12 protein-coding genes and 1 pseudogene are annotated in these 12,329 nt (G+C 69.0%); 6 read left to right on the top strand and 7 right to left on the bottom strand.

What is annotated here, in order from left to right; all coding sequences use genetic code 11:
- The first annotated feature begins 89 nt into the window (after nucleotides 1–89).
- A complete protein-coding gene (locus AAFF41_RS04510) occupies nucleotides 90–803 on the top strand; it encodes a DUF3472 domain-containing protein (protein ID WP_343323512.1) in 714 nt (237 codons plus the stop codon).
- A 213-nt stretch (nucleotides 804–1,016) separates the two neighbouring features.
- Here AAFF41_RS04510 and AAFF41_RS04505 read toward each other — a convergent pair whose 3' ends face one another.
- Entirely contained in the window at nucleotides 1,017–1,715 is a 699-nt protein-coding gene (locus tag AAFF41_RS04505) for a response regulator transcription factor (RefSeq protein WP_319751990.1), read from the bottom strand.
- A 234-nt stretch (nucleotides 1,716–1,949) separates the two neighbouring features.
- Here AAFF41_RS04505 and argG point away from each other — a divergent pair, with 234 nt between their 5' ends.
- The gene (argG, locus tag AAFF41_RS04500; RefSeq protein WP_075029507.1) at nucleotides 1,950–3,398 is read left to right on the top strand and encodes an argininosuccinate synthase; all 1,449 of its coding nucleotides are present in this window, start codon (nucleotides 1,950–1,952) and stop codon (nucleotides 3,396–3,398) included.
- Nucleotides 3,399–3,672: 274 nt separating this feature from the next.
- Here the strand turns inward: argG and AAFF41_RS04495 are convergent, their stop codons facing one another.
- Nucleotides 3,673–4,806: a glutathione-independent formaldehyde dehydrogenase gene (locus tag AAFF41_RS04495; RefSeq protein WP_343323511.1), complete on the bottom strand. Its 1,134-nt coding sequence runs from the start codon at nucleotides 4,804–4,806 to the stop codon at nucleotides 3,673–3,675.
- A gap of 176 nt (nucleotides 4,807–4,982) precedes the next feature.
- Here AAFF41_RS04495 and AAFF41_RS04490 point away from each other — a divergent pair, with 176 nt between their 5' ends.
- On the top strand, nucleotides 4,983–5,174 hold the full coding sequence (locus tag AAFF41_RS04490; protein WP_060896721.1) for a hypothetical protein: 192 nt from the start codon (nucleotides 4,983–4,985) through the stop codon (nucleotides 5,172–5,174).
- 174 nt (nucleotides 5,175–5,348) lie between these two features.
- Here the strand turns inward: AAFF41_RS04490 and AAFF41_RS04485 are convergent, their stop codons facing one another.
- Complete coding sequence (locus AAFF41_RS04485) at nucleotides 5,349–6,647, bottom strand: MFS transporter (RefSeq protein WP_319751988.1); 1,299 nt, start codon at nucleotides 6,645–6,647, stop codon at nucleotides 5,349–5,351.
- Nucleotides 6,648–6,722: 75 nt separating this feature from the next.
- Between AAFF41_RS04485 and AAFF41_RS04480 the strand changes: the two genes are divergently transcribed.
- On the top strand, nucleotides 6,723–7,280 hold the full coding sequence (locus AAFF41_RS04480; RefSeq protein ID WP_319751987.1) for a TetR/AcrR family transcriptional regulator: 558 nt from the start codon (nucleotides 6,723–6,725) through the stop codon (nucleotides 7,278–7,280).
- Nucleotides 7,281–7,354: 74 nt separating this feature from the next.
- Here the strand turns inward: AAFF41_RS04480 and AAFF41_RS04475 are convergent, their stop codons facing one another.
- Complete coding sequence (locus tag AAFF41_RS04475; RefSeq protein WP_319751986.1) at nucleotides 7,355–7,798, bottom strand: hypothetical protein; 444 nt, start codon at nucleotides 7,796–7,798, stop codon at nucleotides 7,355–7,357.
- A gap of 135 nt (nucleotides 7,799–7,933) precedes the next feature.
- Entirely contained in the window at nucleotides 7,934–9,385 is a 1,452-nt protein-coding gene (locus AAFF41_RS04470) for a purine-cytosine permease family protein (protein WP_319751985.1), read from the bottom strand.
- 417 nt (nucleotides 9,386–9,802) lie between these two features.
- On the opposite strand from AAFF41_RS04470, the pseudogene AAFF41_RS51455 reads away from it, so the two are divergent.
- A pseudogene (locus AAFF41_RS51455) lies at nucleotides 9,803–10,045 on the top strand (calcium-binding protein); the annotation flags it as partial.
- 72 nt (nucleotides 10,046–10,117) lie between these two features.
- The gene (locus AAFF41_RS04460) at nucleotides 10,118–10,732 is read left to right on the top strand and encodes a calcium-binding protein (protein ID WP_343326249.1); all 615 of its coding nucleotides are present in this window, start codon (nucleotides 10,118–10,120) and stop codon (nucleotides 10,730–10,732) included.
- A gap of 199 nt (nucleotides 10,733–10,931) precedes the next feature.
- Here AAFF41_RS04460 and AAFF41_RS04455 read toward each other — a convergent pair whose 3' ends face one another.
- Together AAFF41_RS04455 and AAFF41_RS04450 are read right to left on the bottom strand one after the other, a co-directional pair.
- Nucleotides 10,932–11,240, bottom strand: coding sequence for a putative quinol monooxygenase (locus AAFF41_RS04455; protein ID WP_319751981.1), 309 nt, complete (start codon nucleotides 11,238–11,240; stop codon nucleotides 10,932–10,934).
- A 594-nt stretch (nucleotides 11,241–11,834) separates the two neighbouring features.
- Complete coding sequence (locus AAFF41_RS04450) at nucleotides 11,835–12,209, bottom strand: helix-turn-helix transcriptional regulator (RefSeq protein ID WP_343323510.1); 375 nt, start codon at nucleotides 12,207–12,209, stop codon at nucleotides 11,835–11,837.
- Nucleotides 12,210–12,329 lie beyond the last annotated feature (120 nt).

Genomic DNA, 12,329 nt, shown 5'->3' with positions numbered 1-12,329 from the left:
CGATCAACAGCGCAATGGCACGCCCACGGGGTCGGCGCTCTCGGGCGCGCGGGGTTCTGGGATTCGTCGCGGCCGTCTGCGCGGTGCTCATGCTGAGCACCGCGCCGGCACAGGCCGCACAACACCAGGACGCCAACGAGTACGCGATATGGAACTTCCACGGCGCCAACGGGTTCTGGAACATCGACCAGCGGGTGCAGATCACACAGAAGGCGAACCACTCGTACTGGGCCGTGATGTGGGACTTCACGGCCACACCGGGCAACGGCGGGTACATGGGCCTGCAGACCGACGGGACGCGCTTCAACCACACGACCGGTGAGACGGCGATCTTCTCGCTGTGGAACGCCAACGCCGGCAGGGGGAGCTGCGGGCCGTTCGGCGGCGAGGGAACGGGACTCAGCTGCCGGCTCGCTTATGCCATCGACCGGCAGACCGACTACCGGTTCCGGGTGTGGCGCCTGAACGCGGACGCCGGCGGGCAGTGGTGGGGCGCGTGGATCCGGAACATGAGGACAGGTGTCGACACCGCCATCGGAAGTCTCCGGGTGCCGCGCAACCAGACCCTGCTCGGCGTCCCGTCCAACTTCAGCGAGTACTTCGGCACCGCCGTCGCCTGCGACAAGGTGCCTCGGTCGGTCGCCTACTTCACCCAGCCCGCGGCGAATGCACAGGGCAACGGCACCTACCGATACGGCTCCACGTACGAACGCTCGACCCGCGGCCGTTGCACGGGCGGAAGCGTGCGGCTGGTCGACCTGGGGCGCACGAAGGCCGCCAAGGTGACGCTCGGCGGACGGTGACATCACGCTCGGGCGCCCCCAGTGGCCCACCCAGCTCGCGGTCGGCGAAGGTCGGAGAACGGCCTGACCTCCGTGGAGGTCAACAGCGGCGCGTTTTGGGGTCGCGGCGGCCTCGGTCGGGGCGCGGCGCGAGGGGGAGGCGTGGCCTGCGGGGAGTGGTACCGCGACCCGGACCTGCTCGCGGAGTCGCCGGCCGTGCGGTGGGGGTCGGCGTCAGGCGGCCGGTCGCACCAGGCCCGACTCGTAGGCGAAGGCCACCGCCTGTACGCGGGCGCGGGCCCCGATCTTGGCGAGGATGTGGCTGACGTGTGACTTGACGGTGGTCGGCGCGATGGACAGCCGCGTGGCGATCTCGGCGTTGGACCAGCCGGAGGCGACGGCGGTGAGGACGTCGCGTTCCCGCTCGGTGAGCATGTCGAGCCCTGTTTCCTGCTCGGGGGTGCGGGCCGGGCGCTCCTGGCGGACGGCGTCGATGAGCGCACGGGTGACGCTGGGAGTGGTGACGGCGTCTCCGGCGGCCACGATACGGACGGCCGCGGCCAGTTCGTCGGGGGTGGCGTCCTGGGGGAGGAACCCACCGGCTCCGGCGCGCAGTGCCGCGTAGGCGTACCCCTCGTGGCCGCTGGGGGTCAGGACCAGTACGCGCGGGGGGCGCCCGCCGGCTCTGACGGGCTCGGGCGCCGGAAGCGGGGTGAGGGGCCGGGTGATGCGACGGATGGCTTCGACGCCGTTCGGATCGGCTGCGTGGTCACCCATCACGACGACGTCGGGACCGAGCGCGGCGCTCATGGGGACCGCTTCGGTGCCACTCGTCGCCTGGCCGACGACGGTCAGGTCGGCCTCGGCCGCCAGCAGCATGTGCAGACCGAGCCGGTGCAGGGACTGGCTGTGCACGACGAGTACGGAGGTCATGACGGGCGCCCTTCGTGAGGGTGGGGGCGCGCCCGCCGACGTGGGTCGGGTGTCCGCCACCGCACTCCCCATGAACGAAACGGTTTCGTTCACTTCGATGGCATCAGCGTAGCTCCGGTGCTATCGAAACGGCATCGTTTTCTTTGTGGTCTCGGTCACTTCCTCGTCGGCGGGACGCCTGACCGTCGGCAGAGTGGCCTTGCATGACCATGCGAGATGTTGCATAATTTTGCCATGTCCAAGGTCCTCACTTCCCTCCCCACCGGCGAGCGCGTCGGCATTGCCTTCTCCGGCGGGCTCGACACTTCGGTCGCCGTCGCCTGGATGCGCGACAAGGGCGCGGTCCCGTGCACGTACACCGCCGACATCGGTCAGTACGACGAGCCCGACATCGCGTCCGTGCCCGGCCGTGCCACCGCGTACGGCGCCGAGATCACCCGGCTCGTCGACTGCCGTGCCGCGCTGGTCGAGGAGGGGCTGGCCGCGCTCGCCTGCGGCGCGTTCCACATCAGGTCGGGCGGGCGCCCGTACTTCAACACCACGCCGCTGGGGCGTGCCGTGACCGGCACGCTGCTGGTGCGGGCCATGCTCGAGGACGGGGTGCAGATCTGGGGCGACGGCTCCACGTTCAAGGGCAATGACATCGAGCGGTTCTACCGGTACGGGCTGCTCGCCAACCCGCACCTGCGGATCTACAAGCCCTGGCTGGACGCGGACTTCGTCACGGAGCTCGGCGGCCGCAAGGAGATGTCGGAGTGGCTGCTCGCGCACGGGCTGCCGTACCGGGACTCGACGGAGAAGGCGTACTCCACGGACGCCAACATCTGGGGCGCCACGCACGAGGCCAAGACCTTGGAGCACCTCGACACCGGTATCGAGACGGTCGACCCGATCATGGGCGTGCGGTTCTGGGACCCGTCGGTGGAGATCGCCACGGAGGACGTGACGGTCGGCTTCGACCAGGGCCGTCCGGTCACCGTCAACGGCAAGGAGTTCGGCTCCCCGGTCGACCTCGTCATGGAGGCCAACGCGATCGGTGGCCGGCACGGCCTCGGCATGTCCGACCAGATCGAGAACCGGATCATCGAGGCCAAGAGCCGCGGCATCTACGAGGCCCCCGGCATGGCGCTGCTGCACATCGCCTACGAGCGTCTGGTCAACGCGGTGCACAACGAGGACACCGTGGCCGCGTACCACAACGAGGGTCGGCGGCTGGGCCGGCTGCTCTACGAGGGCCGTTGGCTGGACCCGCAGGCACTGATGGTGCGCGAGTCGCTGCAGCGCTGGGTCGGCACGGCGATCACCGGCGAGGTGACCCTGCGGCTGCGCCGCGGCGAGGACTACTCGGTCCTCGACACCCGGGGCCCGGCGCTCAGTTACCACCCGGACAAGCTCTCCATGGAGCGGACCGAGGACTCGGCGTTCGGCCCGGTGGACCGCATCGGCCAGCTCACCATGCGGAACCTGGACATCGCCGACTCCCGTGCCCGTCTCGAGCAGTACGCGGGCCTGGGCCTGGTCGGCAGCGACCACCCGACGCCGATCGGCGCCGCGCAGGCGGCCTCGACCGGTCTGATCGGCGCCATGGACGAGGGTGGCGCCGAGGTGATCGCCTCGCGGGGCGAGGCCACGGACGAGGAGACGATGCTGGACCGCGCCGCGATGGAGTCCGGCACGGACTGACGCGGGTCACCGGTCGTACGTACCCGGGTGGCGGGCCCCGGCGGATTCTGTTCCGCCGGGGCCCGCCGTCGTCCGGTGCGCGAGCGGAGGGGGTTCACCGCCTTGGCTCCCGTCGCCGAAAGCGACCTCACGCATGGGGAGTGGCGGGGCCAGGCTCACTGACGCACCGTCCGCCGACGTTCCCTGCCCGCCGGGAAACTCCCGGCGCATCTGGCAGGACATCACATCGCGACAGCCGGCGAGCGGCAGTGGCCGGAGGCCGCGGTCCGCAGGGCTACGGGTGCAGTATCACCTTCGTGTAGCCCTCGATCCGCTTGTCGAACTTGTCGTAGCCCGACGGTGCCTGATCCAGGGGCAGTTCGTGGGAGACGACGAAACTGGGCTTCGCCCTGCCCCCGATGATCATGTCGCGCAGGTACCGGTTGTAGCGCTTCACGTTGCACTGTCCCGTCCCCATCCGCAGGCCCTTCTCGAAGAGCTTGCCGATCGAGACGAGGAGCTTGCCCTGCTTGGCCTGCTCGTCCGGGCCGCCGGGGTCGGAGGGCACATAGAGGCCGGGCACGCCCAGCGCTCCGGTGGCTCGAACCGTGCCGACGAGCGAGTTCAGGACGGTCGCCGGTTCTTCGCGGTCCGTGCCGTGCCCTGTCGCCTGGTAGCCGACGGCGTCAATGCCCTTGTCCGTGCCGATGCCGTCCGTCTGGTCCTTGATCTGCTCGATCGGGTTGCCCTCGGAGAAGTTGATCGGAACCGCGCCTATCTCCGCGGCCTTCTGCAGCCGTTCGGGGACCCGGTCCACGACGAAGACCTTCTTCGCGCCGCGCAGCAGAGCCGAGTAGGCGGCCATGAGTCCGACAGGCCCTCCGCCGTACACCGCGACGCTCTCGCCCGGGCGGACCTGGGCGAGCTCACAACCGTGGTATCCGGTGGGGAAAATGTCGGCGAGCAATATGAAATCACTCTCGTGCTCGTTTCCCGGCGGCAGCTTCAGGCAGTTGAAGTCGGCGAACGGTACGCGCAGGTATTCGGCCTGGCCGCCCTTCCAGGGGCCCATGGCGACGTATCCGTACGCGCCGCCCGCGAAACCGGGATTGACGGTCAGACAGTAACCGGTGAATCCCTCGACGCAGTTCATGCAGAACCCGCAGGCGACGTTGAAGGGCATGACCACACGGTCGCCCTCCTTGAGCGAGGTGATGCCCTGGCCGAGTTCTTCGATGATTCCCATGTTCTCGTGGCCGAAGACGATGCCGGGCTCGGCGGCGGTACGGCCCTCGTACATGTGCAGATCGGATCCGCATATCGCGGTGGAAGTGACCCGTACGATCACATCGTTCGGATGCTGGATGCTGGGCTTTTCAACCTCTTCGACCGCAACGCTGAACGGCCCTTTGTAAACGACGGCCTTCACGGCTGCCACCTCCGCTCGGTGACGCATGTATGTGATGTCCACGCCCCCGCCCACATTCTCCGCGTGACCCATCTCTCATGATTCTCCGTCCTGGGCGATCGGACAAGCCGGTACCGTCGATGTGAATAACTGCCCGGTGCCGTGCAGAGAAATGCAGTGGAGAGGGAGGCCGAAAGATGTCAGCACAGCGACTGGGAACGCTGCTTGTTCCCGTGCCGGGATTGTCCGGCACCACCTACCCGCCGGGAACGACCGTGACGGTCCGCGGCCGAGGCGCTACGGTCGACGGCTTCGTCAACGGCGACTGGCTTCCGCTGTCATGGTGGGAATTCTCCGACGGCCTGCGCGAGGACATCGCCGACCGCTGACCTTCCGCGCCGATGCCGTCGCGGGCATCGGTGGTGACGACGGTCCTGGGCGCGGTCGTGTCGTTCGTCTGGAAATCAAAGCTCCCCGGCAGTGGGCCTCTGTGCCTGCCGGGGGCTTCGTGTGCCCGCCACCCGTCATGGATGGGTGGTGAGGGTGTCCGTGTCGGGGTTTCTCTAGTGGTGGGCCGTGGCGGGCCGGCCGCACTGGCCGGTGTTCCTGGCCCGTCCCGTGCGGAGCCGTTGGGCGGCGAGCGCGAGGGCGCTGAAGGCGATGACGGCCGCGCTGTAGACGACCGAGGTCTCGTGCAGGCCGACGTTCGTGGCGGCGATCCCTGCGACCACGGCCGGGATGCTGAAGGCCAGGTAGGAGATCACGAACGCGACCGCGAACAGTTCGCCCCGCTCGGCCGGCTCGGCGATCCGGGCCAGAGTGCCGAAGCTGGCGAGAGCCGAGCCGCCGAAGCCGACTCCCGCGAGGGCGGTGCCGGACGCGGCCATGGTGAGCGAGTTCGCCTCCACGCCGCCCAGACCCACGGCCGTGCCGAGCAGCAGCAAGGTGGCCGAAAGGGCGAGCGTGCGCTCGGTGGGCCAGCCGCGCAGCGCGAACGCCGTGATCGAGGCGGGCACGCAGAGCAGGGTGACCACGAGGCCGCCGATGACATGGCTGGACAGGCCGAACAGGTTGGCGGCCACTGACGGACCGAGTGAGAGATACAGTCCGCCGAGTGCCCAGCTCGCCACCAGGATCGGGACGAGTGCCATCAGGTCCGTGCGCAGCCGCGGAGCGACGCCGAGGCGCGGCTGGAGCGACCGTACGACGCCGGGCCGGCGCTGTGCCGTCTCGGGTATGAGGGCGATGAGCAGACCGGCGAGGACCAGAGCCGCGAGCAGCAGCACGTAGACCAGTCGGGTCGGGTGCGGCCCGTACTCCGCGAGGACACCACAGCCCAGTGCACCGAGGCCCAGCCCGAACGTGGGGGCCGCACCGGTGATGACGCCGGCGCGGTGCGGTGCGTGGGGCGGGTTGAGATCGACGAGGGTCGCCCCGAGCGTGGTCATGGCCGCGCCGGTGGCGATGCCCTGGACGAAGCGGGCTGTCAGAAGGATCGAGACGTCGTCGGCGACGATGAACAGTGCCATCGCCAACGCTTCGAGGGCGATGGCCGATGCCAGGACCGGTCGGCGGCCGATGTGATCGGACAGCGCGCCGAGCACCAGGAGTGCCCCGATCATTCCTACGACGTACACCGCGAAAACGGTGGTCAGCGTGGTCGCCGAGAAGCTCCACTCGTGCTGGTAGATGACGTAGAGCGGCGACGGCGCGCTGGACGCGGCCATGAAGAGGACGAAGACGGCCGCGATGGAGGCGAAGGCCACCGGTCGGCTCAGCCCCCGCCGCACACGACCGGACGGCGGGCCACCTGGGGCTGAGGCCGACGGGACCTTCTTGTGGGACGTGGATACGTCAGGCATGCGCTCTCTCCGAATGCAGTGATCGCTGCGTTAGCAGTTCTCCCCTAACGCAGCGATCAGTGCGATAATTTCCGCATGACCGAAGCAACAGTCCAACCCCGTCCCGGCGGCCGATCCGCGCGGGTACGCGCGGCCGTTCACCGCGCGGTCGGGGAACTGCTCGCCGATGAGCCGGCCGAGGCGCTGACCATTCCCGCCATCGCGGCGCGCGCCGGCGTGCACGCGACCACGGTGTACCGGCGGTGGGGTTCAGTGGCGCAGCTCCTGGCCGACGTCGCCACGAGTCGGTTCAGTGGCGACGTCGTGGTGCCGGACACCGGCTCTCTGGTGGGTGACCTGGAGCGGTGGACGGGCGATGTCGCCACCGACCTCGCCGATCCCGACGTCCTCGCCCTGATGCGGGCGACGATCGGCTCGGGCCCGGAGGGCGGCAGCGCCTGCACGGCCGACCGGCACGCTCAGCTCGGGGCGATCATCGAGCGGGAGCGAGCTCGAGGAGGCAAGGTGCCGAGCGTGGAGCGGGCCGTCGACGGACTGCTCGGTCCGCTGTACTACCGCGCGATCTTCAGCGGGGAGCCCGCGTCCGGCGAGTGGGCGCGAGGTCTGGTCGCGCCGATGCTCGCGGCGGTCTAGTTCTGTGACCGCACAGGTCGGTCGGGGCGGAAGGGCAGTGGCAACCGCTCGTGCGGAAGGCGGCGTCGGCTGCGTCACACGTCGTACGCCGAGAAATCGACGACCGCTGTCGAGTCCTCGCCGTACTGCACGGTGATGTCTACCGCCATCGCCCCGCCTTCGGCTTCAGGGTGCAGATCGATGTGAGCGCAGACGTCCACCGGTGTCCCGGAGCAGTACTCCGACGTGAGACGGGTGCCGGGATAGGCCTCCTTCAGCCACGCGTCCAGATCCGCTCGTGTGATCGTGAATCGGGCCCGGTATTCCGTGTCCAGCCAGGCGCGGACGGTGCACTTCGCGTCTTGAGCCCCCTTGGGCAGCCCGTCCTGGTCCGCGTAGCGCAGGGCGTCCTCGCACGAGGCGGCTTCCACCTGGGTCATCGGGTCGGCGGTGAGGGCCGTGAAGACCGTCCAGGCGATCCACCCCACGAAAGCCACCGGAAACACCACGACTGCGGCGAGCACCCGTCTCCGCCTCATGATCACCCTTTGCTGTTGTTCGCGCCCCGAGCGGCGGCCGTCACTCCGCAAGACGGACAGGACGCATAAAAGTGCCCTGCGGTTCCCGGCCCGTAGCTCCGGGCGCCCATCGCAAGGTCGGCGTCCATGGCAAGGTCATGGCTCTCGGTGCTCATGGGCCGCCGATTCCAGCGTCGCGATCTCCGCCTCGGCCAGGCGGGCCTCGGCATCGACGTCGATCGACCGGGTGAGCAGCCAGTAGAGCACCGCGGAGACGGGCAGCCCGATGAACAGGGCGATGTCCGCACCGCCGAGCGCGTGGGCGGCGGGTCCGACGAAGAGCGTGCCGACGGAGAAGAACGGCACCATGACCGCGAAGCCGACCAGGTAGGCGATGATGCCGTGCCAGCCCCAGCGGCCGTAGATGCCGTGCGGGTTGAAGATCTCGGCGACCGCGTAGTGGCCGCGGCGCACCACGTAGTAGTCCATGAGGTTCACGGCGGTCCACGGAATGAACAGGTAGAGCACCAACAGCAGGAAGTTGTTGAAGTTCTCGAGGAAATGGGCGGTGGAGGCCAGTGCCCCCACCACGGAGAGCGCCGCGGTGAGGCCGATCGTCACGAGCCGTACGGCGACGGTCGGCCGCACTCTCTTGAACGAGTCGATCGCGCTGATGAGTGTGAGGGACCCGCCGTACATGTTCAGGGCGGTCACCGAGATCAGGCCCAGGGCGGAGAACAGCAGGACGATCGCGCCGAAGCCGCTGAAGACCTTGTCGCCCGCCGCGTTGATCGAGCGGACGGTCTCGAAGTCCTTGCCCGCCCACGCGGCGAGCAGAGCCCCGAGGCACATCAGCCAGATGCCGCCGAGCGCCGACCCGAAGTACGTCCAGTAGAAGGTCTTGCGGACGGTCACGTCCGGCGGGAGGTAGCGGGAGTAGTCCGAGACGTAGATGGCCCAGCTGATCTGGTATCCGGCGACCACGCCGAACTGCGCGAGGAACGGGGTCCACTGGAAGCCGCCGAGGTCGAAGGAGCCCGGGGGATAGTGCAGGGTGAGCAGGATGCCCACGGTGAAGATCCCGAAGACGACCAGGAAGGTGTAGGTGAGAATCCGCTCGGCGCGGTGGATGACGTCGTAGCCCACCAGCGCGATGACGAACCCGACGAGTGTGACCACGACGACCCACAGCTTGACGCCGCCGTGCACTGTGGTGTGCAGGGCCTCACCGGCCAGGATCGTGTTGAAGACGTTGAACCCCGCGTACTGCACATAGGCGAACAGCCATACGAGCAGAGCCCCGACGTAGCCGAACTGCGGCCGTGACTGGATCATCTGCGGCAGTCCCAGCTGCGGGCCCTGCGCGGAGTGGAAGGCCATGAAGAACGTGCCGAGGATGGTGCCCGCGGCGATCGCGATCAGCGACCAGATGAGGTTGCCGCCCTCGGTGATGCTGATCAGCCCTACCGCCAGGGTGGCGATCTGCGCGTTGGACATGAACCACAGAGGCCCCAGGTGCCAGAGTTTTCCGTGCCGCTCGTCGAGGGGGACGTAGTCGATGGAGCGGATTTCCAGACCCGATACCCGTGGCTGCGACGATGTGGTCACGAGTGCCTCCTTTGAGCGGGTTCATCATGTGATGAGAAGATTAACCATCTGTAATCACGTTCATACTCTTGTCGTACAAGCCGAGGGGGGCTGTACCGGTCACTATGTCCGGCCGGTGTGCCGTGCAACCCCAGGTGCGCCACGCCACTGAAAGGATGAAAACGACCCCGGCCGGGCTGCTCCGGGCGACGCGCCCTGGAAGGGATCCCGCGTCAGGTCATCGCGACGACCCCCGTGGAGCATCCGTGCCGGAGAACCGTCGGAAGGGACCGGGGCGTCTGGGCGTCCTGTCCTGCAGTGTCGTCGTCCTCGCGGCGACCGCCCTCGTAGGAGCGCGGGAGGCGCAGGCCGCCGTGCGGGTGCTCACCTGTTTCGGCCGGCCCGGCGACGGCCACGGGCACCAGCGGGACACCGGGGCCGGACGTGATCATCGGTACCGCGGGCGCCGACGTCATCGACGGCCGCGGTGGCAACGACCTGATCTGCGGTCTGGGCGGGGACGACCGTCTCATCGGTGGACCGGGTGCCGACTCCCTCGACGGCGGAGACGGTGACGACAGCCTGATCGGCGACAATTTCGGCGCCACCGGAGCCGTGAACGCCGCCACAGGCCGGGACCTGCTGTTCGGGCGTGCCGGGAACGACACTCTGGTGGGCGACAACTCCGCTCAGCAGGGCGCCGCGGTCGGCGCCTCGGCCGACCGCCTGTTCGGCGGCCCCGGAGACGACAGCATGGTCGGTGACAGCAGGGGCGACACCGCCTCCGGGGGTGCGAACGACCATCTCGAGGGCGGCGACGGCAATGACAGCCTCATCGGGGACGCCTTGGGATTCTTCGGCGCCTCGGGGGCCGGTGACGACGTACTCCTGGAGGGGCCCGGGGAGTTGGGTGACGCGACGGGCGACAGCGTCGCGGTCTCGGGGAACGCGAGTGGGGCCGGCGGTGACGACGTCATCGACCTCGGCGAGGACGGCGGCACGATCGCGATCGGGGACCACTCCGCTTCCGGGGGCACCGCGGTCGGCTCCGGCAACGACCGGATCGCGGGAGGAAGCGCGGGGGAGTTCCTCATCGTCGGCGACAGTTCCCTGGGGGACGCCACCGGGGCGACCGTCGGGCGCGATGTGATCTACGGGCGCGGTGGCAACGACCTGCTGTTCGGCGACAACATCGACCAGAACACCCGGAGCGTCCCGGGAGTGGGCGGGGGCGACTCGATCGACGGGGGAGCCGGGGACGACATCCTCAGGGGCGGCCCCAACGCCGATCTCCTCAACGGCAACACCGGTAGGGACGACTGCGACGGCGAGCAGGGGACCGACGTAGAGATCAACTGCGAGATCTGACCGACCAGGATCCGATGACCGAGCCGGAGCCGCCCGTCCTGCGCGAGATATGCCTGCGAGCAAGCGCCCACGCAACCTGCCGGCGGACTCCCTGCCACCAGGAGGGACACCCAACTCCCGAGCCTGCCTGCGGAGTCGTCACGTAACCGGTCACGTATTCCTCCGGGCACAGGGCCCGGGGGCCCCATGGGCCGCGGGATTACGCGCGGCCGGGGAGCTTGCTCGCGAGCACGCCGACGTACTCGATGGAGGGCGGTTCACGGAGCAGTTCGGGTCCCTTTTCCGAGAGTGCCTTGCCCACGCCGCCGACCAGGTGGGCCCGGCGGCCGGCGTCGTCGGGGAACGCGTCGAAGATGGCGAAGGTGGACTCGTCCAGTTGCACGGCGAACCACGCCACCGTTTCGGGTTCATCCTCGACGACGGCCCGAGCGCCGGTCAGAAACTCCGCGAGGTCCCTCTCCCTGCCGGGTTTGGCCTGGACCCGGACCCACAAGCCGACGTTGACCATGTCAGCCGCCTCCCAGCACGCAGCTTGTGGTCGTTTTGTCACTGCCTCAACCCTGCCATGCCCAGGGGGCATGTCAACCGGGGCCTCTTCCCCCGGGTCGGGCCCCCGGCGCCGCACCGCAGGGCTTCGACGCGGGCCGAGCGGATCGGTTTCCTTGACCGCGGACGCGTTTCCGGAGAAGGGTCCGGCGGGTACGTGTGCCACGGTCCCCGCGTCGGACGGCCGGGCTTCGACGGTCCTGTCGTGGGGCGGCGGCTGTGCGGCGTCCACCCGTGTGGGCGGATACGGGTGGTGAGGAGACGGCGGCGGAGCGGCCTGAGTGGCGAAGGTGTCCGGATGCCGGAGGGTCTCCGGGGCGGCGATCTGCTGAGTCCACCCCGGCTCGGTGAGGTCCGAAGCCCTGGCCGCTGGGGTCGGCGGTGCGCGGCCACTGACGCGGGTCCGGTACGGCGCTCGCGGCGTCCGGGGTCCTTGGCCACGCCCGCGATGGTCAGGTCACGCAGCGCGGGGTCGGTGACGGCGTCGATGTCCGGCTCCCTCAACAGCCCCCGGCGACACGCCGGTTGGCCGCAGCTCTCGTTCCGGCCGCGGAGGTCAGTCCGTCGCGTGCCGAGCGGGACGGTCGAACGCCAGCGAGTGGTGCTCGGGCTCGGGCCTGCCGTCGCGCCGTGCCTCGTGCTGGTCGAGGAGGGTCAGCAAGCCCTCTACGCTCAACCCGGCCTCCGCCGGGTGCCGGAGGATGGTCCCCGGTTCGATGTGGTAGACGTTGCAGCGGCCCTGGCGGGTGTGGGTGAGGTAGCCGTCCTGTTCCAGATCGGAAATGATCTTCTGAACGGCGCGCTCGGTGAGTCGGCACCGTGCGGCGATGTCGCGAATACGGGTTCCCTGATCCCTGGAGATCGCGGCCAGCACTCGGGCGTGGTTGGTGAGAAAGGTCCAGCCGGTATGTCCCTGCGGTACTTCACCCATGTCTCGAGGATACGGCTCGGCATTCGCGCATTCAAAAGGGTGAAAGAAAGTTCCTGTATCTCTTGACGTGTGAGGATCCGAAGGTCGACGCTTGGAGTAGTGAGATAGGCGGATGCCCCA

This window comes from Streptomyces mirabilis (genome assembly GCF_039503195.1).
Taxonomy (GTDB): Bacteria; Actinomycetota; Actinomycetes; order Streptomycetales; family Streptomycetaceae; genus Streptomyces; species Streptomyces mirabilis_D.
The sequence above is the reverse complement of the archived record's forward strand: the minus strand, read 5'-3'. Positions and strand labels throughout refer to the sequence as shown.

Bases quoted from the DNA above. Each gene is read 5' to 3' on its own strand.
- AAFF41_RS04485 (WP_319751988.1), bottom strand. From the start codon at position 6,647: ATGCCTGACGTATCCACGTCCCACAAGAAGGTCCCGTCGGCCTCAGCC.
- AAFF41_RS04505 (WP_319751990.1), bottom strand. From the start codon at position 1,715: ATGACCTCCGTACTCGTCGTGCACAGCCAGTCCCTGCACCGGCTCGGT.
- AAFF41_RS04460 (WP_343326249.1), top strand. From the start codon at position 10,118: ATGGTCGGTGACAGCAGGGGCGACACCGCCTCCGGGGGTGCGAACGAC.
- argG (WP_075029507.1), top strand. From the start codon at position 1,950: ATGTCCAAGGTCCTCACTTCCCTCCCCACCGGCGAGCGCGTCGGCATT.
- AAFF41_RS04450 (WP_343323510.1), bottom strand. From the start codon at position 12,209: ATGGGTGAAGTACCGCAGGGACATACCGGCTGGACCTTTCTCACCAAC.
- AAFF41_RS04475 (WP_319751986.1), bottom strand. From the start codon at position 7,798: ATGAGGCGGAGACGGGTGCTCGCCGCAGTCGTGGTGTTTCCGGTGGCT.
- AAFF41_RS04490 (WP_060896721.1), top strand. From the start codon at position 4,983: ATGTCAGCACAGCGACTGGGAACGCTGCTTGTTCCCGTGCCGGGATTG.
- AAFF41_RS04510 (WP_343323512.1), top strand. From the start codon at position 90: ATGCTGAGCACCGCGCCGGCACAGGCCGCACAACACCAGGACGCCAAC.
- AAFF41_RS04480 (WP_319751987.1), top strand. From the start codon at position 6,723: ATGACCGAAGCAACAGTCCAACCCCGTCCCGGCGGCCGATCCGCGCGG.
- AAFF41_RS04455 (WP_319751981.1), bottom strand. From the start codon at position 11,240: ATGGTCAACGTCGGCTTGTGGGTCCGGGTCCAGGCCAAACCCGGCAGG.